The sequence below is a fragment of the Nonomuraea sp. NPDC049129 genome (assembly GCF_040648495.1).
Lineage (GTDB): Bacteria > Actinomycetota > Actinomycetes > Streptosporangiales > Streptosporangiaceae > Nonomuraea.
On record NZ_JBEZDU010000002.1, the window covers coordinates 25,606 to 46,199 of the forward strand.

Annotated in this window: 21 protein-coding genes; 7 read left to right on the forward strand and 14 right to left on the reverse strand. The window is 71.4% G+C overall.

All coding sequences use genetic code 11. The annotated features are described in order from the left end of the window. Positions 1-31 precede the first annotated feature (31 nt). The 3 genes from AB0B64_RS05130 to AB0B64_RS05140 all read left to right on the forward strand — a co-directional run bounded on the left by AB0B64_RS05130 (position 32) and on the right by AB0B64_RS05140 (position 3,335). Complete coding sequence (locus tag AB0B64_RS05130) at positions 32-622, forward strand: DUF5998 family protein (RefSeq protein ID WP_225288990.1); 591 nt, start codon at positions 32-34, stop codon at positions 620-622. A 741-nt stretch (positions 623-1,363) separates the two neighbouring features. Beyond that, entirely contained in the window at positions 1,364-2,491 is a 1,128-nt protein-coding gene (locus AB0B64_RS05135) for an alkaline phosphatase family protein (protein WP_357940343.1), read from the forward strand. Positions 2,492-2,522: 31 nt separating this feature from the next. Continuing rightward, positions 2,523-3,335 (forward strand): sulfurtransferase, encoded by an 813-nt coding sequence (locus AB0B64_RS05140; RefSeq protein WP_358174839.1) that lies wholly within the window; start codon positions 2,523-2,525, stop codon positions 3,333-3,335. Here the strand turns inward: AB0B64_RS05140 and AB0B64_RS05145 are convergent. From AB0B64_RS05145 to AB0B64_RS05160, 4 genes are all read right to left on the reverse strand, one after another. Next, positions 3,275-6,007: a CHAT domain-containing tetratricopeptide repeat protein gene (locus AB0B64_RS05145; protein WP_358174842.1), complete on the reverse strand. Its 2,733-nt coding sequence runs from the start codon at positions 6,005-6,007 to the stop codon at positions 3,275-3,277. The genes AB0B64_RS05140 and AB0B64_RS05145 overlap by 61 nt on opposite strands. 70 nt (positions 6,008-6,077) lie before the next feature. Continuing rightward, positions 6,078-6,524 (reverse strand): hypothetical protein, encoded by a 447-nt coding sequence (locus AB0B64_RS05150; RefSeq protein WP_225288994.1) that lies wholly within the window; start codon positions 6,522-6,524, stop codon positions 6,078-6,080. Then, the gene (locus AB0B64_RS05155; RefSeq protein ID WP_357940349.1) at positions 6,521-7,057 is read right to left on the reverse strand and encodes a sigma-70 family RNA polymerase sigma factor; all 537 of its coding nucleotides are present in this window, start codon (positions 7,055-7,057) and stop codon (positions 6,521-6,523) included. The genes AB0B64_RS05150 and AB0B64_RS05155 overlap by 4 nt, the downstream gene beginning before the upstream one ends. Positions 7,058-7,131: 74 nt before the next feature. Then, positions 7,132-8,145, reverse strand: coding sequence for a S8/S53 family peptidase (locus AB0B64_RS05160; protein ID WP_358174845.1), 1,014 nt, complete (start codon positions 8,143-8,145; stop codon positions 7,132-7,134). A 175-nt stretch (positions 8,146-8,320) separates the two neighbouring features. Here AB0B64_RS05160 and AB0B64_RS05165 point away from each other — a divergent pair, with 175 nt between their 5' ends. Beyond that, on the forward strand, positions 8,321-8,815 hold the full coding sequence (locus AB0B64_RS05165; RefSeq protein ID WP_357940353.1) for a DUF3145 domain-containing protein: 495 nt from the start codon (positions 8,321-8,323) through the stop codon (positions 8,813-8,815). 200 nt (positions 8,816-9,015) lie between these two features. Here AB0B64_RS05165 and AB0B64_RS05170 read toward each other — a convergent pair whose 3' ends face one another. From AB0B64_RS05170 to AB0B64_RS05210, 9 genes are all read right to left on the reverse strand, one after another. Further along, a complete protein-coding gene (locus AB0B64_RS05170) occupies positions 9,016-10,440 on the reverse strand; it encodes a carboxyl transferase domain-containing protein (RefSeq protein ID WP_357940355.1) in 1,425 nt (474 codons plus the stop codon). Then, complete coding sequence (gene fabF, locus AB0B64_RS05175; protein ID WP_357940357.1) at positions 10,441-11,673, reverse strand: beta-ketoacyl-ACP synthase II; 1,233 nt, start codon at positions 11,671-11,673, stop codon at positions 10,441-10,443. Between the two features lie 36 nt (positions 11,674-11,709). After that, on the reverse strand, positions 11,710-11,949 hold the full coding sequence (locus AB0B64_RS05180; protein WP_357648573.1) for an acyl carrier protein: 240 nt from the start codon (positions 11,947-11,949) through the stop codon (positions 11,710-11,712). An 87-nt stretch (positions 11,950-12,036) separates the two neighbouring features. Then, positions 12,037-12,993, reverse strand: a complete 957-nt coding sequence (locus tag AB0B64_RS05185) for a beta-ketoacyl-ACP synthase III (protein ID WP_357940359.1) — start codon at positions 12,991-12,993, stop codon at positions 12,037-12,039. Next, positions 12,990-13,886, reverse strand: a complete 897-nt coding sequence (locus AB0B64_RS05190) for an ACP S-malonyltransferase (RefSeq protein ID WP_357940361.1) — start codon at positions 13,884-13,886, stop codon at positions 12,990-12,992. The genes AB0B64_RS05185 and AB0B64_RS05190 overlap by 4 nt, the downstream gene beginning before the upstream one ends. A 103-nt stretch (positions 13,887-13,989) precedes the next feature. Beyond that, positions 13,990-15,114, reverse strand: coding sequence for a helix-turn-helix domain-containing protein (locus tag AB0B64_RS05195; RefSeq protein WP_357941468.1), 1,125 nt, complete (start codon positions 15,112-15,114; stop codon positions 13,990-13,992). A gap of 119 nt (positions 15,115-15,233) precedes the next feature. Beyond that, positions 15,234-15,665 (reverse strand): DUF350 domain-containing protein, encoded by a 432-nt coding sequence (locus tag AB0B64_RS05200; protein ID WP_225289003.1) that lies wholly within the window; start codon positions 15,663-15,665, stop codon positions 15,234-15,236. Then, positions 15,662-16,810 (reverse strand): glutathionylspermidine synthase family protein, encoded by a 1,149-nt coding sequence (locus AB0B64_RS05205; RefSeq protein WP_357940363.1) that lies wholly within the window; start codon positions 16,808-16,810, stop codon positions 15,662-15,664. The genes AB0B64_RS05200 and AB0B64_RS05205 overlap by 4 nt, the downstream gene beginning before the upstream one ends. A gap of 2 nt (positions 16,811-16,812) precedes the next feature. After that, positions 16,813-17,226 carry a hypothetical protein gene (locus AB0B64_RS05210; protein ID WP_357940365.1) on the reverse strand — a complete coding sequence of 138 codons (414 nt, stop codon included), beginning with the start codon at positions 17,224-17,226 and terminating at the stop codon, positions 16,813-16,815. A 92-nt stretch (positions 17,227-17,318) separates the two neighbouring features. On the opposite strand from AB0B64_RS05210, the gene AB0B64_RS05215 reads away from it, so the two are divergent. The 3 genes from AB0B64_RS05215 (at position 17,319) to AB0B64_RS05225 (ending at position 19,639) form a co-directional block, all read left to right on the forward strand. Further along, positions 17,319-18,338 (forward strand): PHP domain-containing protein, encoded by a 1,020-nt coding sequence (locus tag AB0B64_RS05215; protein ID WP_357940367.1) that lies wholly within the window; start codon positions 17,319-17,321, stop codon positions 18,336-18,338. A gap of 135 nt (positions 18,339-18,473) precedes the next feature. Then, positions 18,474-19,202 carry a YafY family protein gene (locus AB0B64_RS05220; protein WP_357940369.1) on the forward strand — a complete coding sequence of 243 codons (729 nt, stop codon included), beginning with the start codon at positions 18,474-18,476 and terminating at the stop codon, positions 19,200-19,202. Between the two features lie 77 nt (positions 19,203-19,279). Then, positions 19,280-19,639 (forward strand): VOC family protein, encoded by a 360-nt coding sequence (locus AB0B64_RS05225; RefSeq protein WP_357940372.1) that lies wholly within the window; start codon positions 19,280-19,282, stop codon positions 19,637-19,639. Positions 19,640-19,836: 197 nt separating this feature from the next. On the opposite strand, the gene AB0B64_RS05230 is transcribed toward AB0B64_RS05225, so the two are convergent. Continuing rightward, on the reverse strand, positions 19,837-20,580 hold the full coding sequence (locus tag AB0B64_RS05230) for a maleylpyruvate isomerase family mycothiol-dependent enzyme (protein ID WP_358174848.1): 744 nt from the start codon (positions 20,578-20,580) through the stop codon (positions 19,837-19,839). Positions 20,581-20,594: the final 14 nt, after the last annotated feature.

Genomic DNA, 20,594 nt, shown 5'->3' on the forward strand with positions numbered 1-20,594 from the left:
GTGCACTGCGCGGTCCTGGCAGGATGGACCCATGAGGGAAACCCGAGTCTCAGCCGCGGGCCTGCGTGAAGCGATCGAGCGCAGCGGCTACTACCCCGACCTCGTCACCGATGCGGTCGAATCCGCGCTGGGCAAGGAGGCTGTGACCGCTTTCGTGGTCCATCATGAGGCCACCTTCGATCCCGCGATGGAAGTGCGCAGGCACGTCACCGTCCTGGTGCTGTCGACGACGAGGCTGCTGGTCTGCCACACCGACGAACACCCGGCGGTGGAAGGCGTCTCGACCTCACACGCCTCCACGACGACGGAGGCGGTGCGCCTGAGCCGCGTCCAGTCGGTGGCGGTCACCCGTGTCGTCCCCGACCCCGCCTCCTACGTGCCCGGCGTCCCTCCCACGGAGGTCACGCTCACGATCGGCTGGGGCGCCATCTCCCACGTCGATCTTGAGCCGGCCACCTGCGGCGACGAGAACTGCGAGGCCGACCACGGCTACACGGGCGCCATCACCGCGGACGACCTCTCGCTCCGGGTGAGCGAGGCGGCCGACGGCCCCGACGCGGTCAACCACGTCCTCGCCTTCTCCAAGTCCCTCTCCGAGGCCACCGCCCGCGCCACGACCTGACAAACCACTCCCAGGCGCCCACCCTCTCGGCGCCACCAGGGCAAGAGGCATGCAGACAACGCGCACTCCGGTCCATGGGACCACGCCCAGGAGGGAACCTCGGCGACAGCGCACGGCGCTCTCGGGCGGGGTCGATGAGCCACGCCCAGCTACTAGCGTCCCGGCGGCGGCGTCCGGCCCACGGCGGCCGTGCGCCTGCGATGGTGGCTGCCCCAACTGGCCCACACCATCTACGGGATCCACCGCGTCCACCGCGTCCACCGGATCCACCGGATCCACCGGATCTGCCGCGTTCACCAAATCTGCCGCGACCACCGGATCTACCGGATCCGCGGTGCCCATGCGGCCGCGCTTGAGCGCGCCGCTCCAGCCGGACATTCCTCACGAACAGTCCCGCACCATATGTACGGCGCCCAGCCGATCAAGCGAAGAAGACGGCCAAGAATACGCACGTAACGTCGCCCAGCCATGTGCGGGCTCAGCGGCCGTTTCCCTGGAGGCCCCTAGCCATGTGTGGTGGGTGGCGGTGGGTGCGGCTTGCCGTAACGGATGGAGGGGGTCTGTTGGAGAGACCGCCCGCCGGGCTCAGCGGCCGTTTTCCTGGAGGCCCTCAGCCACGTGTGGCGGGTTGCGCCTACTTGGCGGTGCCGTACAACAAGATCCGCTTTTGGGTTTGCGGCGACCAAGCGGGTTTGGCGGCGATCATGTGATCGAGTTGTCGGACGAACGGAATGGAGCGTCATGGGCGGATACGCGCCACTGATTCCCAGCTACGGCACCGCGTCGCTGGCCGAGCTGCCCGGGGCGCTGCTCGCGGCGCTGGGCATGGCCGAGCCGAACACCCTCCAGCTCGCCCCCGCCGACCGCGTCTGCCTGTTCCTCGTGGACGGGCTCGGTGACGAGCTGCTCCAAGCGCACGCCGACCGGGCGCCCTTCCTCGCCGCCGCCACCCGGACCACGCTCACCGCCGGGTTCCCCGCCACCACCGTCACCAGCCTGTGCTCGCTGGGCACCGGTGTGTCGCCCGGTGAGCACGGCATGCTGGGTCTGATGCTGGCCGTGCCGGGCGCCGGGCACCTGTTCAACTGCCTGCGCTGGACGCTGCCCGGCGGCGCCTTCATGGAGCCGAGCCGATGGCAGCCCGCCGAGACCGTCTTCCAGCGCGCCGCCGCCGCGGGGATCGTGCCGAGTTATGTGGCTCCGGCCCAGTTCGAGGGGAGCGGCCTGACCGAGGCCGTCTACCGCGGTGTGCGCTACCTGGCCGCCGACAGCGTCGACGAGCGCGTGGCCAGGGTACGCGCGGCGATGGCCGAGCCGAGAGCCCACGTCACCGTCTACTACGGCGACCTCGACGCGATGGGCCACATGACCGGCTGGGGCAGCGAGGAGTGGCTCGACCAGCTGGAAATCGTCGACCGGATGGCCGAGCGCATGGCCGCGGACCTGCCTGCCGGCTCCGCCCTCTACATCACCGCCGACCACGGCATGGTCAACGTGACCGACAAGGTCGACGCCGAGGCCGACCCGGCGCTGAGCCGGGGCGTGGCGATGCTCGGCGGGGAGGCGCGGGCCAGGCACGTGTACGCCGAGCCGGGCGCCGCCTCCGAGGTGCTCGACGCGTGGCGTGAGACCCTGGCGGGCAGGGCATGGGTGGTGTCGAGGCAGGAGGCGGTCGAGTCCGGCTGGTTCGGGCCGCGCGTGCGGTCCGAATGGCTGGAGCGCATCGGCGACGTCGTGGCCGTCCCGTACGCTGACCTGGCGCTCACCGCGCCGACCGCGCATCCGATCGAGGCGCTGTTCACCGGCTACCACGGTTCGATGACGACGGCCGAACAGCACGTACCACTCTTGGAGGTAAGCAGCCGATGAGGTCATTCATGGCAACTGAGGTGAGCACCCGATGAGCCCGTTGATCACGCCCGAGGAGCTCGCCGCGCGGGACGGCGTGACCCTGCTCGACGTGCGGTGGCGGCTCGGCGGCCCGCCGGGGATCGAGATGTATGCCGAGGGGCACCTGCCGGGCGCCGTCTTCTGCGCCCTCGACGCCGACCTCGCCGCGCCGGCCGGAACGGCCGGGCGGCATCCGCTGCCGGAGCCGGACGACTTCGAGAGCGCGATGCGGCGGCTGGGGGTGTCCGGCGAACGGCCGGTGGTCGTCTACGACGACACGGGTTCGATGGCCGCCGCGCGGGCCTGGTGGACGCTGCGTTACTTCGGTCACCCGGACGTCCGGGTGCTGGACGGCGGCCTGTCCGCCTGGGCCGACGCGGGTTTGCCGGTCGTCAAGGAGACGCCCGAGGTGGCGCCCGGTGACTTCGTCGCCAGGCCGGGCGGGATGCCACTGCTGAGCGCCGCCGAGGCCGGGGCGCTCGCGACATCGGGAGTGCTGCTGGACGCGCGGGCGGGTGAGCGTTATCGAGGTGAGGTGGAGCCGATCGACCCCGTTGCCGGGCACGTGCCCGGTGCCGTCAGCGCGCCGACCACGGAGAACATCGGCCCCGACGGCCGGTTCCGTCCCGCGGCCGACCTGCGCGAGCGGTTCGCCGCCCTCGGGGTGGGTGCGGGGGTGCCGGCCGGAGCCTACTGCGGCTCCGGCGTCACGGCCGCGCACGAGCTGCTGGCCATGGAGGTGGCGGGCCTGCCCGCGGCGCTCTACGTGGGCTCATGGTCGGAGTGGGTCGCCGACCCCACCCGGCCGATCGCCACCGGCTGAGCCTCCGCCACCGGCTGAGCCTCCGCCGCCACCGGCTGAGCGCCGATCGCCATCGGCTGAGCGCCGGCGTCGGTCGTCACCGGCTGAGCTCCCGCCCGGTCCCCGGCGCGCTGAGCCCCTGCCCGGCCCCTGGTGAACCGCCGGTTTCCCGCGCCGAAGCACACGAAGCCGAGCACTCCCGTCTTGGCCGAGGCCGATGCCAGGGCCGAGGCGGGAGCCTGGCCCTCGGCGAGGAGCCTGTGGAAGGCGGACATCACCGCCAACGCCTCCTCGTCGCGCACCGGCACCATTCCCGCGACGACGCAGGACGTACCCCTGGCCAGGAACGTTCCGGCCAGCCCGAGCGGTGCTCCGTCCGTGGGCGTGTGCGCCATCCCCGAGTCGCACGCCGACAGCACCACGAGCCCGGCCGTCCGGGACAGCCCGAGCAGGTCGTACGCCATGAGCTGCCCGTCGGAGAGCGTGATGCCCGACAGCAGCGGGCTACGCGCGTGGAACACCCCGTGCGCCGCCAGATGCAGCACGTCGGCGCTGGTCAGCGCCGCCAGCACGGCCCCGGATCGGGCGGGCACCTCGCGTCCCCCGGGATGACAGGCGAGCACCTGTGCGACCTCAGCGCGCGCGTGCGCCAGCCCCGGCCCGGCCGCGGCGATCATCACGGGCCGTTCGGCGGGTACGGTGGCGCGCCGCCCGGCCGCCAGCCAGGCGGACGCGCTCGCGGCCACGGACACCGGCCGATCACGCAGGCTCGGCAGCGCCCCCCACGGCACCGTGTGCAGCGGGCCGGCGGGCACCAGGACCAGTGGCCGGTCGGCGAGCTCGGTGTGCAGGGGCCGGAGCAGCAGGCGTTCGAGCTCCGCCGCGGCCGGCTCGACCCGGGCCGCGGCGGCGGCGCCGCCGTCGCCGAGCGCGGCCCGGCGCAGTGCGTAGCGCAGGCGGACGAGCGCCTCGCGAATCGACCGCACATCGCCCAGCCGCCGCAGCGTGAGCCGTTCGCCGGTGATCAGCACGGCCAGCAGCGAGGAGCCTTCGACGACGAACTCGACCAGCGCCGCGCCGCCCAGCCCGGCCCGCACGGCGTCGGGATCGGCCAGCCCGCAGGCGTGCGCGGGAGCGGCCACCGCCCGCCAGCGTTCGGCCCAGTCGAACACCTCCCGGGGGCACCCGTCACGCACCGCCATCGTCAGCCCGAACGCCGCCAGCCGCTCACCCGCCCGCGCCGCGTGGGCCCGCAGCGAAGGATCCTCGAAGGAGTCCATGCTGCCGCCCATGTCGGCCAGCCCGTCGTGGACCGCGCGGAACGCCTGGGCGACGTCCTCCCGCAGCGCCGCCTCCAGCGCGAGGGCGTGCTGACGCACCAGCACCGGGATCTGTGACACCTGCTCGAGGTGCTTGGCCTGCAACTCCGAGGCCAGTGACGTGAGGCGGGTCCCGGCGGGAACCCAGCGTTCGACGCGCTGGGCGTGCACCGTGAGGCGGGCCAGCTGCGCCGACGCCGTCGGGTGGTCGTCGAGCGCCAGCGCCGCCTCCGCGGCCACCAGGCGCAGCGCGGCGGCGCCGGCCAGGAAGGCGGGACCGTTCTCGAGGTCGTCGGCGCACGCGATCAGCTGGTCGAGCAGGTCTGGGGAGGACCCCTCCAGCGTGAGGCGGGCCCGCAGCACCACCTCCGTGGCCAGCGGCAGCCAGGAGAGGCGGTCCTGCTCGGCCAGCTCGACCGCCGCCTGCTCGGCCACGGCCAGCGCGCGGCGCGCGTCGCCGGTGAGCAGCTCCACCTGGGCCAGCTTCAGCCGCGCCTCGGCCAGCGCCACCAGTGCGGCCGACGATTCCAGATCGGGTACGGCCAGGCTGAGCAGCGCTCTGGCCTCGCCGGGGAGGTGCGCGGCGAGCAGGGCCCCGGCGAAGTCGGCCCGCATCGTGGCCAGCCGCTCGGGGAAGCCGAACAGGGTGTTCTCGGCCGCCCGGTAGTGGGCGAAGGCTCCGGTGATGTCGCCCTGACGGACCGCGAGGAAGGGCAGGTTGGCGGCGGCCAGGCGGGCCAGGTGGTCGAGCCTGGCGTGACGGGAGATCTCCAGGCAGGCGGTGATGTCGCGGGTCGCGGCGTCCCAGTCGCTCCGGTAAGCGTGGACGAGGCCGCGGTTGAGCAAACCGCCGGCCAGGAAGCGGCGGTCGTCGATGGTGCCCGGCGCGGCCACGAGCGCCTGGAGCGCGCGGTCGCACGAGGCGATGGCCTCCTGGTAGCGGCCCAGGTGGGCGAGCGCGACGGCGCGCTGGGTGTCGAGCTTGGCCCGGTCGAGCGGGGAGAGGTAGGCCCAGGCCAGGGCGGCGACCCGGAGCGCCTGCAGGGGATGGCCGCGTTCGGTGCGTACCGTCACCAAGGACAGCCGGGCCTGGGCCAGACGCTGTCGCGTGGCGCCGGGAGTGCCGATGGCCAGCCGGAGGTGGTCTTCCGCGGCCTCGAGATCGCCGAGCTCGCGGGCGGCCAGGGCCATCGCTCTGTGGGCGACCACCGCGGCTTCGGCGCAGTCCGCCGCCCGGGCGGCGGCCAGGACGGTGCGCCCGGCGTGCAGCGCCTGCTGGGGATCGACCACCGAACGCAGCACCGCCGTCTCGGCCGCCACCACCAGCGGCCCGATGGTGTCGGGGGCGGAACGGTCGTCCGACGTTGCGATCATGGCGCCTTGAGCTTCGTAGAGGAGGGGTTGGGAGCCAGGGGGTGGGACGCGGTGCCTGGCTCCCGGCTGGTCATGGGCGGATCCGCACCCACCTGGTCTGGACGGGTGCGAAGCCGGGCCGGTGGCAGACCACGCTGAGCCAGCCCGGAGGCAGGCCGGTGACCGCGAACTGGCCCGAACGCGCAAGACGCCTGGTGAGCGTCAGATGCGGGGTCCTCACATCGACGTGGCTGCCCTCGCCGGGATGCGGGAACACTTGTCCCGCGACGTCGATGAGTCCGTCGCCCACCGTCACCTCCAGATCGAAGGTGAGGCCGGCCGCGACGAAACGGATCATGCCGGGACCGTCGCCGCCTCGTACGCCACGGGGCGCGGCGCAGTCGGCGGGCGGAGCGGTAACGGCTTGAGAGACCCGGAGTCCGAAGGCATCGCGTGCGGCGGCGGAAACATGCCCAGGGATCGGATCGCTCCCGGCGGCGAGCCGGAGAGCCGCCAGGAAATACTCATCGTTGATCATTGCACCGTCTCCTGTAGTGAGAGCAGGGTGCGCAGTTTTTCCAGGCACCGGATCCTGGTTGGACCCACGGTGCCCACGGGCATGCCGAGCCGCATCGCCACCTGCTGGCTCCCCATATCCGTCGCCACCAGCTGGAGGAGGGTACGGCAAGGCTCGTGCATGGCGGAGACCGACTTCCAAAGCAGGTGCCTGCCGTCGGCCTCCAGGACGGCAGACGCCGGATCAGGGTCGTGTACGACGTCGAAGGAGGGAAATCCGGGTGGTTCCTTCCTGATGATCAGAAGCGCCTCGCGACGCGTGGTCGTCGCCAGCCACGCGCCGACGCCTGATGGTTCCCTGATGGTGTGGAGGTTTTCGAGCAGCCGCAGCCAGGCACCCTGGACCGCGTCCGCCGCGTCGGCTTCGTTCAGCCCGCACGCGCGGGCGACAGCCCACATGCGCGAGCCGAACCTGGACTCAAGCTGATCCCAGGCCGTGTGGTCGTCTTCGGCCGCAGCCTTGAGCAGCTCCGCAGGATCGCGTGGCTCGTGCATGCGGCCTCCTTCGCCGTGACGGACGAGGAGGCCACCCTGCCTCCTCGTGATTGGCCGAGGACTGAGCGTAAACTCTACAGACTCGACCTGATGAGAACTCCCAGATCGGGAATTTGCCGGGTCGTCTCAGGGTCAAGGACTCGCCCGGCCGCCTCCTTGACGGGCAGATCCTTGGCGGCGCTCGCGATGGCGCCCGCGACCAGGGCCGTGGCGAAGGAGGTGCCGCTCCAGACGGCGTAGCCGGAGAAGTCGTCGCGCTCCAGGAAACTGCTGGCCAGCCACTCGCCACGGGCGCACGCGTCGACCCAGGAGCCGTAGGCCGAGAACGGCGCCCGGTGCTCCTGTGCCGCGTCGACCGCGCCCACGCCGACGACCTCCGACAGCGCGGCCGGCCAGAACGGCCGTTCGCTCGCGGTGTTGCCCGCGCAGGCCACCGCGACGGTGTCGGTCAGGCTCCGCAGCGCGTCGGCCAGGAGGGGCGGCGGCCGGTCGTCGAAGGTGTGGCAGCCGAAGGACAGGTTCAGGACCTGCGGCGGGCGCTCGCGCAGCCGGTTGAGGGCGCGGACCACGCCCGCCTCGTCGCCGACGCCCTGCCCGTCGAGCACCCGCCACGCCCGCAGCGACACGCCCGGCGCCTGCCGCAGCAGCAGCCCGGCGAGGAAGGTCCCGTGGCCCGCCTGGGGGCCTTCGAGCATCTCGGCGTCGTCTCCGGGCTGCTCCTTGTACCAATCGCTGTCGGCCCACCACGGGTGCGGGGCGATCCCGGTGTCGAGCAGGCCCACGACGACGTCCGAGCGCGCTCTGCCCGGTCTGTACGGCACGGCCGAGGTGGGGAACGGCCGGGACGCCGGCCCGCCCCAGAACAGCGGCTGCCCCGTGAGCAGATGGTTGGGGGAGGCTCTGAAGCCGCGCTCCCGCAGATCCATGGTGATCTCGATGGGGTCGACGCCGGGTGACAGGTGGATCACGCAGACGCCGTCGGCGTCGGCGACGGCCTGAGTCCAGCGAGCCGCGGCGGACAGCGCGCCCCGGTCGGTCAGTATCTGACCTGGCCGGATGAGCGACTCGCCGACAGATTGGATGTCCATGAGCGGGTATCTTTCCGCGCTCACCCGCGTGTCACACGCCACTGCGGCACCAAGTTGGTATGGCCCCCCTCTGGTGCGCAGTAGCGACCGACGGTAGTCTCTCCCTAGTCACTTGTGATCATCCCGGGGCGAGGCCGTTGGGGAAGGCGCACCTCGTACCGAATCGGGAGGTCCGGTGTCTGCTTGTGGCGTGCTCTACGTCCACTCAGCTCAGCCCGCGCTGTGCCCTCATATCGAATGGGCGGTCGCGGGTGTTCTTGGCGTACCCGTGGACCTGACGTGGACGCCGCAACCCGCTGCGCCCAATGTCGTGCGGGCGCAGGCGGAGTGGGAGGGTCGTCCGGGCATCGCGGCGGCCATCACCTCCTCCCTCATGGGCTGGCAGCGGATCCGCTTCGAGATCACCGAGGACGCCTCACCGGGTGTCGACGGGTCCCGGCATGCCTATACGCCGACGCTCGGCGCCTTCAGCGCGGTCGTCGGGGCCGCGGGCGACATCATGATCCCCGAGGACCGGCTCCGCACCGCGATGATGATGGCCGCCCAGGGGCGCGCGGTGCTGGAGGACGAGCTGGACAAGCTGCTCGGCCGGCCGTGGGACGAGGAGCTGGAGCCGTTCAGGTACGCCGGCGACGGCGCGCCCGTCCGCTGGCTGCACGCCGCCGTCTGAGACCCGCACGAGGCCGCCTGAAGCACACACAACCGCCACAACGCCTGTGGCACACACACGCCAGCGCCCGTCTGAGGCACACACACGCCAGCGCCCGTCTGAGGGACACCCGCCAGAACGTCCGAGGCACATCCGCCTGAACGTGAAAGGGCCCCGCACCCAGGAGGTGCGGGGCCCTACTCAGGTGACCGCGGGGGCAGCTACAGCGGGATGTTCCCGTGGGCGCCCCTGGCCGGGGTGGCCTGGGCGAGGACCTTGGCGATCGCCCCCCGGGTCTCCTCCGGCTTGATGACCTCGTCGATCACGCCCAGCTGTCGCGCCCGCTCGAGCCCGCCGGCCAGCTTCTCGTGCTCCTCGGCCAGCCGCTGCTCCAGCTCGGCCCGCTCTTCTTCGGGAGCCGCGGCCAGCTCGCGCCGCTTCAGGATGCGCACCGCCGCGACCGCGCCCATGACCGCGACCTCGGTCGTCGGCCAGGCGAACACCTTGGTGGCGCCCAGCGCGCGGGAGTTCATGGCGATGTACGCGCCGCCGTACGCCTTGCGCGTGACCAGCGTGACGCGCGGCACCGACGCCTCGGCGAAGGCGTGCAGCAGCTTGGCGCCGCGGCGGACCACGCCGTCGTGCTCCTGCCCGACACCAGGGAGATAACCGGGCACGTCGACGAGGACAACCAATGGGACGCCGAAAGCGTCACACATACGAACGAAGCGGGCAGCTTTCTCGGCGGACGTGGCGTCGAGGCAGCCACCCAGCCGCATCGGGTTGTTGGCGATCACGCCGACCGTCCGGCCACCGAGGCGGCCCAGCGACGTGACGATGTTCGGTGCCCACTTGGGGTGCAGCTCGATGCCCGGCTCGTCGAGCAGGCCGTTGACCAGCGGCTTGACGTCGTATGCCCGCCGCGCCGACTCCGGCAGCAGCGTGGAGAAGTCGACCTCGTCGATGCCCGTCGTGCGCACCCGGCCCTGGTGGCCGAGGAGCACGGCCAACTGCCGGGCGCGCAGCAGCGCGTCGGTCTCGGACTTGGTGACGACGTGCACGACGCCGCTGCGCTTGCTGTGCGGCTCGGGGCCGCCCAGCGCGGCGCTGGTGACGTCCTCACCGGTGACGCTGCGGACCACGTCGGGGCCGGTGACGAAGATGCGGCCGGAGTCGGCCAGGATCACCAGGTCGGTCAGCGCCGGGCCGTAGGCGGCGCCACCGGCGGCGGGCCCGACGACCACGGAGATCTGCGGCACCACGCCCGAGGCCTTGGTCATCGCGGCGAAGACCCGGCCGACGGCGTGCAGCGACTCGACGCCTTCGGCGAGTCGCGCACCGCCGGAGTGCCAGATCCCGATGACCGGCACCCGTTCGCGGACGGCCACGTCGTAGGCGTGCACGATGTGCTCGCAGCCCTCGCCGCCCATCGCGCCGCCCTGGAAGCGGGCGTCACTGCAGAAAGCGACGACGGGCACACCTTCGACGCGGCCCATGGCGGCGAGTACGCCGCTCTTGTCTTCAGGAGTGATTAACCGCAGCGTGCCCTCGTCGAGCAGCGCGGTCAGCCTGACGACCGGATCGCGGGGATCGGCGGGCTCCTGATCGGACTCCTGCGGCGCCACTCGATTGTCGAGCACAGTCATCTAAGCCCCCTTGAACACGACTGCCACGTTGTGACCACCGAATCCGAACGAGTTGTTGACCGCGGCGATGTCGCCTTGCGGCAGCGGGCGGTTCTCGCCGTAGACGAGGTCCACCTCGATGCCGTCGTCGAGGTTGTCCAGGTTGATGGTGGCCGGCACGATGCGCTCCTGGAGCGCCTTGATCGTGAAGACCGACTCGATGCCGCCCGCGCCGCCCAGCAGATGGCCGGTCATGGACTTGGTCGAGGTGACCAGCGGGTGCGTGCCGATGGCCTTGGCCACCGCCTGCACCTCGATGACGTCGCCCGCCGGGGTGGAGGTGGCGTGCGCGTTGACGTGCTTGACGTCCTGGCCGGTGATGCCCGCGTCGGTGAGCGCCTGGGTCATCGCCATGCTGATGCCCCGGCCCTCCGGCTCGGGCTGGGTGATGTGGTGGGAGTCGGCGGAGTAGCCGACGCCCGAGGCGTAGGCGTAGATCCGCGCGCCGCGCGCACGGGCGTACTCCTCGGACTCGAGCACGATGATGCCCGCGCCCTCGCCGAGCACGAACCCGTCACGATCGCGGTCCCACGGCCGCGAGGCGCCCGCGGGGTCGTCGTTGCGGGTGGACATGGCGCGCGCGGCGGCGAAGGCGGCCACGTTGAGACCGTGGATCGCCGCCTCGGTGCCGCCCGCGATCACCACGTCGGCGCGGCCGGACCTGATCATGTCCATCGCGTAGCCGATGGCCTCCGCGCCGGACGCGCACGCCGACACGGTCGCGTGCACGCCGGCCTGGGCGCCGCGATCGAGACCGATCCAGGCGGCCGGGCCATTGGGCATCAGCATCGGCACGGTGAAGGGCGAGAGCCGGTTCCAGCCCCGCTCCTTGTAGGTGTCGTAGGCGGACAGCGTGGTGGTGATGCCGCCGATGCCGGAGGACACCACGACGCCGAGCCGCTCGGGCGCCACCTCGGGGGCGCCCGCGTCCTGCCAGGCCTCGCGAGCGGCGACCATGGCCAGCTGCTCGCTGCGGTCGAGGCGACGGGCCTCGGGCCTGGGCAGCACCTCGGTCGGATCGACGGCGGCCGTCCCCGCGAACTTCACGGGGACGGTGTCGATCCAGTCCGCGTTGATGGTCTCGACGCCCGACTGACCGGCGAGGAGCGCCGACCAGGTCGAGGTGACGTCTCCACCGACGGGCGTCGTCGCGCCGAGCCCGGTGACCACGACACGTACCCGGTTTGCACTCACGTTTCGCGCTCCTTGTCGATCAGGTTGGGTGTGAGATCAGTTCTGGATGAAGGTAAGGACGTCCTTGACCGTCTTCAGGTTCTTGAGCTGGTCGTCGGGAATCTCGACGCCGAACTCGTCCTGGGCGGCCACGGCGATCTCGACCATGGACAGGGAGTCGATGTCGAGGTCGTCCACGAAGTTCTTCTCGGGGGTGACGTCGCTCACCGGAATGCCGGTGATCTCGTTGATGATCTTGCCGAGGCCCTCGAGGATCTCCTGCTCGGTGGCAGCCATGTCGCTATTTCTCCTTTGGTGTTTTCTGGTTCTGTACGGCTCAGGCCGTACAAGCACTGATGGGTACGGCATGAGCCGTACCGGATCCTACGGAATCTCGATGACCTGACCCGCATAGGTCAGGCCGGCGCCGAAGCCGAGGATGAGCGCGAGCTGACCCGAGCGCACCTCGCCGCGTTCCAGCATGCGCGAGAGCGCGAGCGGGATGGACGCGGCGGAGGTGTTGCCGGCGGTCACGATGTCGCGCCCGATGACGGCCTGGTCGGCGCCGATCTTACGGGCGATGGCCTCGATGATGCGCAGGTTGGCTTGGTGAGGTACGAAGGCCGCCAGCTCCGAGGGGTCGACCCCGGCGCGCTCGCAGGCCTCCTTGGCCACCGGGTGCAGCGCGGTGGTGGCCCAGCGGAACACGGTCTGACCCTCCTGGTGGAGGGAGTCATGACGGTCGTTGATGATGATCGCGTCGGACTTGTCGCCCGAGCTGCCCCAGACGACCGGCCCGATGCCGGGCGCGTCGGAGGGCCCCACCACCGCGGCGCCCGCGCCGTCGGCGAAGATCACGGCAGTGGACCTGTCGGTCCAGTCGATCCACTGGGACAGCTTCTCGGCCCCGATGACCAGCACGTGCCGGGCCGAGCCGGCGCGGATCGCGGAGCTGGCCACGCCGAGCGCGAAGCAGAAGCCGGCGCAGGCGGCGTTCACGTCGAACGCGCCGGGCGACTTGATGCCCAGGCGGTGGGCCACGACGGCCGCGGCGTTGGGGATCTGGCTCTCCAGCGTGCAGGTGGCGACGATGACCAGGTCGATGTCACCGGCCGACAGGCCGCTGGCGGCCAGTGCCTTGCCGCCGGCCTGCACGGCCATGTCCTCGACGGACTCTTCGGCGCCGGCCACCCGGCGTTCCTTGATGCCGACGCGGGACTGGATCCACTCGTCGTTGGTGTCCATGGTCTTGGCCAGGTCGTCGTTGGTGACGACGTTGGACGGCTGGTAGTGGCCGAGGGCCAGCACCTTGGCGCCCGGGGCGATGTCGGGAATCCTCACTTGGTCAGCTCCCTGGCCGCGTCGAGATCGTCGGGGGTCTTCAGCGCCACGGTTCGTACGCCCCGCAGCGCGCGCTTGGCCAGGCCGGTCAGCGTGCCGCCCGGCAGCAGCTCGATCATCCCGGTGACGCCCAGGTCGGCCATCGTGGCCATGCAGCGGTCCCAGCGGACGGGGCTGCTGACCTGGTCGATCAGGCGCCGCATCAGCACGGTGCCGTCGGTGACGACCGCGCCGTCGGCGTTGGACAGCAGCTTGACCCGCGGGTCGGCGGGGGCGATGCCCTCGGCGGCGACGCGCAGGTGGTCGACGGCCGGGGCCATGTGCACGGTGTGGAAGGCGCCCGCGACGGAGAGCGCGATCTGCCTGGCACGGGCCGGGCCGTCCTCCTTGAAGGCGGCCAGCTGCTCCAGCGTGCCGCCCGCGACGATCTGGCCGGCGCCGTTGACGTTGGCGGGGGTCAGGCCGTGCTTGTCGATGGCGGCCAGCACCTCTTCCTCCACGCCGCCGAGCACCGCGGTCATGCCGGTCTCGGTGACGGCGGCGGCCTTGGCCATGGCCTGGGCGCGCTCGCGCACCAGCGACAGCGCCTGCTCGGGGGTCAGCACGCCGGCCAGCGCCGCCGTGGCGAACTCGCCGACGCTGTGGCCGGCCAGCAGGTCGGGCGCCACGCCGAGCGCCTCGGCGGAGGCCATCGCGGCGGCTACGAGCAGCGGCTGGGCGACCGCGGTGTCGCGGATCTCGTCGGCGTCGGCCTTGGTCCCATAGGTGATCAGATCGAGGCCCACGACCTCGGACCACGCGGACAGCCGATCCGCGAAGCCGGGGAGTTCGAGCCAGGGTGTCAGGAAGCCTGGAGTCTGGGCACCTTGGCCCGGGGCGACGAGTACAAGCACGAAATCCACACTGCCCTGTAGAGGTTCGACACGCGGATAAGGATCCGTACGAACTTCGTCCCAGGGGTTTTGTAGGAACCCTACAGTGGGGGTTTCGGGGTTATTACGTTAGGGCGCGCCAGGTGACAGCGCTCTCCGAAAGCCTGCCGAGAATCAGCCCCACCTGCAAGGTGAAGGCCGACCTGCCTTCGGTCGGCTGGTAGCCGGTCAGCTCGGTGATCTTCTTGAGCCGGTAGCGCACGGTGTTGGGGTGGACGAACAGCAGCCGGGCGGTGGCCTCCAGCGAGGTGCCCTGCTCCAGGTACGTGGCCAGCGTATCGAGCAGCGGGGTGCCGGCCAGCGGGAGGTAGACGCTCTCGATGAGCTGCTCCCTGGCGTCGTCGTCGCCGTCGAGCGCCCGCTCGGCGAGCAGGTCGTCGGCGTGCACCGGGCGGGGCGCGTCGGGCCAGCCGGAGGACGCCTTCAGCCCGGCCAGCGCCGCCTTGGCCGATCTGGCGGCGGCGTGCAGGTCGGGCACCTCAGGCCCGATGACGATCGACCCCTCCCCGAAACGGGCCACGACCTGCTTGGCGGCGGCGTCCACGCTGTCGGCGCCGCCCACGATCACGATCAGCCGGTCGGCCTGCACACCGGCGAGCAGGTCCATGCCGATGCGGCGGCCCTTCTCGCGCAGCCCGTCGATCACCGCGCGCGGGTCGCCCTCAGGGGCGCGGCCCGCGATCACGACGACGGGGGAGGAGGTCCAGCCCAGCGCGGCGGCCCAGGAGTGCAGCCCGTCGTCCACCTCGCCGCGCACCAGCGCGTCGACGATCAGCGCCTCCAGCCGGGCGTCCCACGAGCCCCTGGCCTCCGCTTCGCGGGCGTAGACGTGGGCGGCGGCGAAGGCCACGTCGCGGGTGTAGCGGAGCATGGCCTGCTCCAGCTGGTCCTCGCCGCCCGGCGCGGCCAGCTCGTCGGTCTGCGCCTCGACCACCTCCACGACGACCCTGACGATGTCGACGGTCTGCTGCAGGGAGATCGACCGCTTCAGCTCACGTGGCGCGGTGCCGAAGAACTCGATGCTGGGCGTGGGCCGGTTCTCGCCCGCGTGCTGGAACCACTCCACGAACGCGGCGATGCCGGCCTGCGCCACGAGTCCCACCCAGGAGCGGTCCTCTGCGCTGAGGGCGCGGAACCACGGCAGCTGATCGTCCATGCGCGCCATGGCCGCAGTGCCGAGCGAGCCCATGGCCCGCTCCAGCCTGCGCGTGGTGTCCTCCCGGGTCCGATCTGTCACGCCTCCTAGAGTGCCAGGTGGAGTCAGATGACCGCGACGCGAGCACGGCCGAGGTCATGGCAGGGTCTGGGTCAGATGACCGCGACGGCGGTGATGAGCCCGATGGCGACGTGGGTGACGGCGAGCAGGCGCGCGCCGGGCTGCAGCTCGGGCTCCTTGACCAGATCGCGTACCGAGATGCCGACCAGCTTGTCGAAGACAAGCATGGCGACGGTCTGCACCACGATGCCGACCAGCCCGAAGACCACCGTGCCCGCCAGGCCCTCGGTGAGCCGGCCGCCCGAGGACCAGATGGAGGCCGCGACGATCAGGCCCACCGCGGCCAGCGCCGAGGTGGCCAGCAGCGTGGCGTTGGGGTTGCGCTCGGTACGGATGACCGAGCTCAGCTTGCCCGGCGTGGCGAGGTCGATCACGTAGAAGCCGACGATGAGCAGCACGACGCCCACGGCGGCGTAGGCGGCGATGGCGCCCGCGCCGCGGGCGAGGGTTTCCAGCAGGGTCATGGGTGCTCGATTCGGTGAGGGACGAAGGAAGAGGTGTCGTCGGTGATCAGGCCAGTAGTCTCCCTGATACCCATTCCGGCGGCCTCGTCGGCGATCACCCAGGCGCCGAGCACCGGCCGCTCGCCTTCGAAGTCGGGCAGGGCGTCGAACCCCTGGTAGACGTAGCCCTCCTGGCCGTAGGAGCCGGGCGTCTCCTGGGTGCCGTCCGGCGTGACGACGCGCATCGACGCGCCCTCCCTGCCCAGGAGCGGCTTGGCGATGTAGGAGTCCAGGTCACGGGGGCCGTCGAGGTAGGCGGGCAGCAGGTTGGGATGGTCCGGATAGAGCTCCCAGAGGACGGCCAGCAGCGCCTTGTTCGACAGCAGCGTCTTCCACAGCGGCTCGATCCAGGTCGCGTGCCGGACGGCGTGCCGCCCGAACGGGTCGGCCAGCATCCACTCCCACGGGTAGAGCTTGAACGCCGAGCGGATCATCCGCTCCTCGACGTCGACGAAGCGGCGGTTGAGCGCGTCCCAGCCGATGTCCTCCATGGCGACGGCGACCGTGCCCAGCCCGGCCTGCTCGGCGGTCTCCTGGAGGTAGGCCAGGGTCATCGCCTCCTCGCCGGTCTCGTCCATGTTCGTCCAGGCGAAGTGGACGGGCCCAGCGGGCAGGGTCAGCTCCCGCCAGCGGTCCACGAGCCGCTCGTGGATGGAGTTCCACTGGTCGTCCGCGGGGTGGACGTCCTTGAGCCAGAACCACTGCGCCACCGACGACTCGACCAGCGAGGTGGGCGTGTCGGCGTTGTACTCCAGCAGCTTGGCCGGGCCCGTGCCGTCGTAGCGCAGGTCGAAGCGGGCGTACAGGTGCGGGTCACGCCGCTCCCAGGAGCGCGCCACGTCCTCGTGCGCCCAGTCGGGGATGGCGAAGTCGGCGTAGCGGGCGGTCGAGACGACATGCTCGACGGCGTGCAGGCACATCTCGTGGAGCTCCTCGACCTGCTCCTCCAGCCCCTCCACTTCCTCCATGGAGAAGACATAGTGGATGGACTCGTCCCAGTAGGGCCGGGTGAGCCCTTCCGGATGGGCGGCCCGGTGGTAGGCCAGCCCATGGCTCTCGATCGTCTTCTCCCAGCCGTCCCGGGGAGTGCCGTGTTCGCGCCGCACCGTCAGCCGCCGCCGCTCCAGTGGCTGCCGAAGCCGCCGCGCTGGATGTCGCGGCCTTTGCGGCTGGAGATGTTCACGTCGGAGGGGCGGTAGCTGGTGCCGGCGCGGACGCGCGTGCCGATCCTGGTGCCGCCGTAGTACCAGTGGTAGGCGCCGCGTGAGCCGCCGTAGAAGTGGGAGGTGCCGTCGTCGTCATCGTCGCAGAGGGACTCGTCGACGACCTCGTACGAGCCGTCGCTCAGCTGGTTGTTCATGTCGACGCAGTCGGCCGTCACGTCGTCGTCGTTCTGGGCCGAGCAGTAGCCCACCAAGAGAACGGACACGATGCCGAGGACGGACAGCGTGACCACCTTCGACGCCTTCGACCGCTTGGGGGCCTCCGGCATCGGAGGCGGCGCGGGCGGCGAGTAACCCATCAAGCTCCTGCTTTCGTTGGCCGAACAGCCTATCGGCGCACGTCGTAAGGCTTCAATGGCCCCTTGGCATCGGCTTGGGTACGTATCAGCACATGACACCCGTCGAGGCGCTGCGCGAGATCGCCTACCTGCTCGAACGGGCCGGCGAGCCCACCTACCGCGTGCGGGCCTTCCGCAACGCCGCCGCCGTGGTCGCCGACCTGCCCCCCGACGAGCTGGTACGGCTGGCACGGGTCGGCGGCCTGACCGATCTGCCGGGCATCGGCAAGGTCACCGCGTTGGCGATCACCGAGGCGCTGGACGGCGACGTGCCCACGTACCTGCGCAGGATGCGCGCCACCGAGGGCGCCGACCTCGACGACGAGACCGCGGCGCTCAGGGCGGCGCTCAAGGGCGACCTGCACAGCCACTCGGACTGGTCCGACGGCGGCTCGCCGATCGAGGAGATGGCCGAGGCGGCCGAGGCGCTCGGCCACGCGTACTGGGCGCTGACCGACCACTCGCCCCGCCTGACCGTGGCCAACGGACTGTCGGCCGACCGGCTCAAGAGGCAGCTCGACCAGGTCGAACGGCTCAACGAGCGGTTGGCGCCGTTCAGGATCCTGACCGGTGTCGAGGTCGACATCAACCTGGACGGCACCCTGGACCAGGACCCCGAGCTGCTGGAACGGCTCGACGTGGTGGTGGCCAGCGTGCACTCCAAGCTGCGGATGAGCGGCCACGAGATGACGCGCAGGATGGTGACGGCGATCTCGAACCCGCACGTGGACGTGCTCGGCCACTGCACCGGGCGGGTCGTGCAGGCGGGCGGCCGGCGGGGCCGGGTGCGGCCGGAGTCGGACTTCGACGCCGAGCTGGTCTTCGAGGCGTGCCGCCGGTTCGGGGTCGCGGTCGAGATCAACTCGCGGCCCGACCGGCTCGATCCGCCGAAACGGCTGCTGCGGCTGGCCTATGAGATGGGCTGCGACTTCGCGATCGACTCCGACGCGCATGCGCCCGGCCAGCTCGACTGGCAGCGCCATGGCTGCGAGCGCGCGGCCCAGTGCGGCATCGGGGCGGCGCGGATCGTCAACACCTGGCCGCTCGCCGATCTGCTGGCGCGTCACGCTTGAACCCAGGCCGGCGCGTCACGCTTGGACCTCTGCCGGCGTGTCATGTGCTGGCGTGTCACGCTTGAACCGGGATCGCCTGCCTGGTAAGGGATTTGCGACCCGCGATTGTCGGTGGCGCGGCGTAACGTCACGAGTGTGAACCGTACCGACCGGCTCTACGCGCTCGTCGAGGACCTGCGCGCGATCTCGCCACGCTGTCGTTCCGCCCGCGAGCTGGCCAAGCGGTTCGAGGTCAGTGCCCGCACGATCGAGCGCGACATCATCGCGCTGCAGGAGTCAGGGGTGCCGATCTACGCCCATCCGGGGCGCAAGGGCGGCTACGCGATCGACAAGAAGATGTCGTTACCCCCGCTCAACTTCACCCCCGCCGAGGCGGTCGCCATCGCCGTGGCGCTGAGCCGGGCGGGCGACCAGCCGTTCGGCAGGCAGGCGCGCAGCGCGCTGCGCAAGGTGGTCGCGGCCATGCCGGGACGGGAGGGCGAGCTGGCCAGGGAGCTGGCGCGCCGGGTGCGGATGGTCACCCCGGCCTCCGAGCCGGGCGCCGAGATCCAGCCGCTGGGCGGCGAGGGCATCTCCCGGGCGATCGAGGAGGCCCTGCAGCGCCGGCGCGTGCTCAGGATCGACTACGCCGACGCCAAGGGGGCGCTGACCTCGCGCGACGTCGAGCCCGGTGTGTTCCTGGGCGGTCGTGGTGGTTTCTGGTATCTCGTGGCGTGGTGCCGCCTGCGCGATGACGTACGGGTCTTCCGCCTCGACCGGATCGCCTCGGCCTCGGTGATCGCCGAGCGCTGCCCCGACCGGCCGCTGGAGAGGTTCTCCACTGATATCCCGGACATGTTCGTACACGGCACGGTGCTCGATTAATCATTCGAAAACACCGACATAAGGTTGTCGCCCACCCGTTAGATCGTTGACTTGTTCGAGAAATTAGGGAGACAACGATGGACAACACGGTTACCTGGTTCGAGGTCGCGACCGACGACCCCGAAGGTGCCCAGCGGTTCTATGGCGGGCTGTTCGGCTGGACGTTCGGGGCTTCCGACGGCGGCCCGATCGACTACCGGACGATCGGCTATCCGGGTCGTGAGCAGCCCGGAGGTGGCCTCTACAACACCAAGGGCGAGTTCCCCGCCCACGCGATCTTCCATGTAGAGGTGGCCGACGTGGAGCAGAAGTGCCGCGAGACCGAGTCGCTCGGCGGCAAGGTCGTCACGAAGGTCATCGACGACGGCGTGGGCACCGACTTCGCCTATCTCCAGGATGGTTCGGGCAACCTCTTCGGGGTCTTCCACCGCAGGTGACCTGGGCGGGCGTGCACCCGGGAAGGCACCTTCCCCGCCGATCGGGGCACGCGCGCGAGCCGCTCCGGCGAGCGGTCACCCGCCCTGGACACGCCGCCGACCGCCGAGTGGCGGCGCGTCCAGGGCCTCACCGTTGATCACCGCGAACGCGGCTTGAAACAGTGGACTGATCACCGCGGCTTGATGCGGCGGGTTGATCACAGCGCGGCGGTCGCGAGCCAGCGGTCCAGGAAGGCGCGGTCGCCGTGGACGGTCAGCGCGTCGGGGGAGCGCCTGCCGTACAACATCAGCAGCAGGTCGCTCACCGAGCCCTGGACGGCGGCGTCGCCCTTGGCGTGGCCGCGCGCCCAGCTGATCCGGCCCGCCGGGCCCTGGGTGAGGGTCCATTCGCCGTCGGCGTCGCTCGCGTGGAGGTGGATCGTGGCCCCCTCCGCGTCGAGCGCCGCCAGGCGCTTGGCCACCCAGAACGCGTGCGGCAGGGCCTCCAGGAACTCCTCGATCCCGTCGATCGCGACGGGTGCCTCCACGACGGGCGCCACGCCCACCGCGAGCTCGGCGTCGCAGCGGTGGACGACCAGCTCGAACAGCATCCGGCGGGCCCACCAGCTCACACGCTGGTCGCCGCCCCAGGTCCAGACGGGCGTGTCCGGGTCGGTCGCGCGCAGCGTGGCGACCAGCTCCCGAGCGCCCGCGCCCAGCCAGGCCGCATCGCCGCGCTGCCCCTCGGCCAGGCCGTTGGGCACCTGGCGCGACCAGATCGGCTCCTGCCGGCCCGTCTCCACGATGTGCACCACCCACCGGTGCAGCGTGCCGACGTGCGTGATCAGGTCCGCCAGGGTCCAGCCGGGACAATGTGGCACCGGGATGCCGGGATCGGCGCCGATGGCCAGCTCGGCCAGCCGCGCGCTCTCGCTCTCCACCAGCCGGGGATAGTCCGTCACATGACCGAGACTAG

Coding starts and splice junctions, on each gene's coding strand:
- AB0B64_RS05150 (WP_225288994.1), bottom strand. CDS start 6,524: ATGATCAACGATGAGTATTTCCTGGCGGCTCTCCGGCTCGCCGCCGGG.
- AB0B64_RS05155 (WP_357940349.1), bottom strand. CDS start 7,057: ATGCACGAGCCACGCGATCCTGCGGAGCTGCTCAAGGCTGCGGCCGAA.
- AB0B64_RS05210 (WP_357940365.1), bottom strand. CDS start 17,226: ATGGGTTACTCGCCGCCCGCGCCGCCTCCGATGCCGGAGGCCCCCAAG.
- AB0B64_RS05180 (WP_357648573.1), bottom strand. CDS start 11,949: ATGGCTGCCACCGAGCAGGAGATCCTCGAGGGCCTCGGCAAGATCATC.
- AB0B64_RS05200 (WP_225289003.1), bottom strand. CDS start 15,665: ATGACCCTGCTGGAAACCCTCGCCCGCGGCGCGGGCGCCATCGCCGCC.
- AB0B64_RS05145 (WP_358174842.1), bottom strand. CDS start 6,007: ATGATCGCAACGTCGGACGACCGTTCCGCCCCCGACACCATCGGGCCG.
- AB0B64_RS05170 (WP_357940355.1), bottom strand. CDS start 10,440: ATGACTGTGCTCGACAATCGAGTGGCGCCGCAGGAGTCCGATCAGGAG.
- AB0B64_RS05160 (WP_358174845.1), bottom strand. CDS start 8,145: ATGGACATCCAATCTGTCGGCGAGTCGCTCATCCGGCCAGGTCAGATA.
- AB0B64_RS05215 (WP_357940367.1), top strand. CDS start 17,319: ATGACACCCGTCGAGGCGCTGCGCGAGATCGCCTACCTGCTCGAACGG.
- AB0B64_RS05140 (WP_358174839.1), top strand. CDS start 2,523: ATGAGCCCGTTGATCACGCCCGAGGAGCTCGCCGCGCGGGACGGCGTG.
- AB0B64_RS05195 (WP_357941468.1), bottom strand. CDS start 15,114: ATGGGCTCGCTCGGCACTGCGGCCATGGCGCGCATGGACGATCAGCTG.
- AB0B64_RS05130 (WP_225288990.1), top strand. CDS start 32: ATGAGGGAAACCCGAGTCTCAGCCGCGGGCCTGCGTGAAGCGATCGAG.
- AB0B64_RS05225 (WP_357940372.1), top strand. CDS start 19,280: ATGGACAACACGGTTACCTGGTTCGAGGTCGCGACCGACGACCCCGAA.
- AB0B64_RS05135 (WP_357940343.1), top strand. CDS start 1,364: ATGGGCGGATACGCGCCACTGATTCCCAGCTACGGCACCGCGTCGCTG.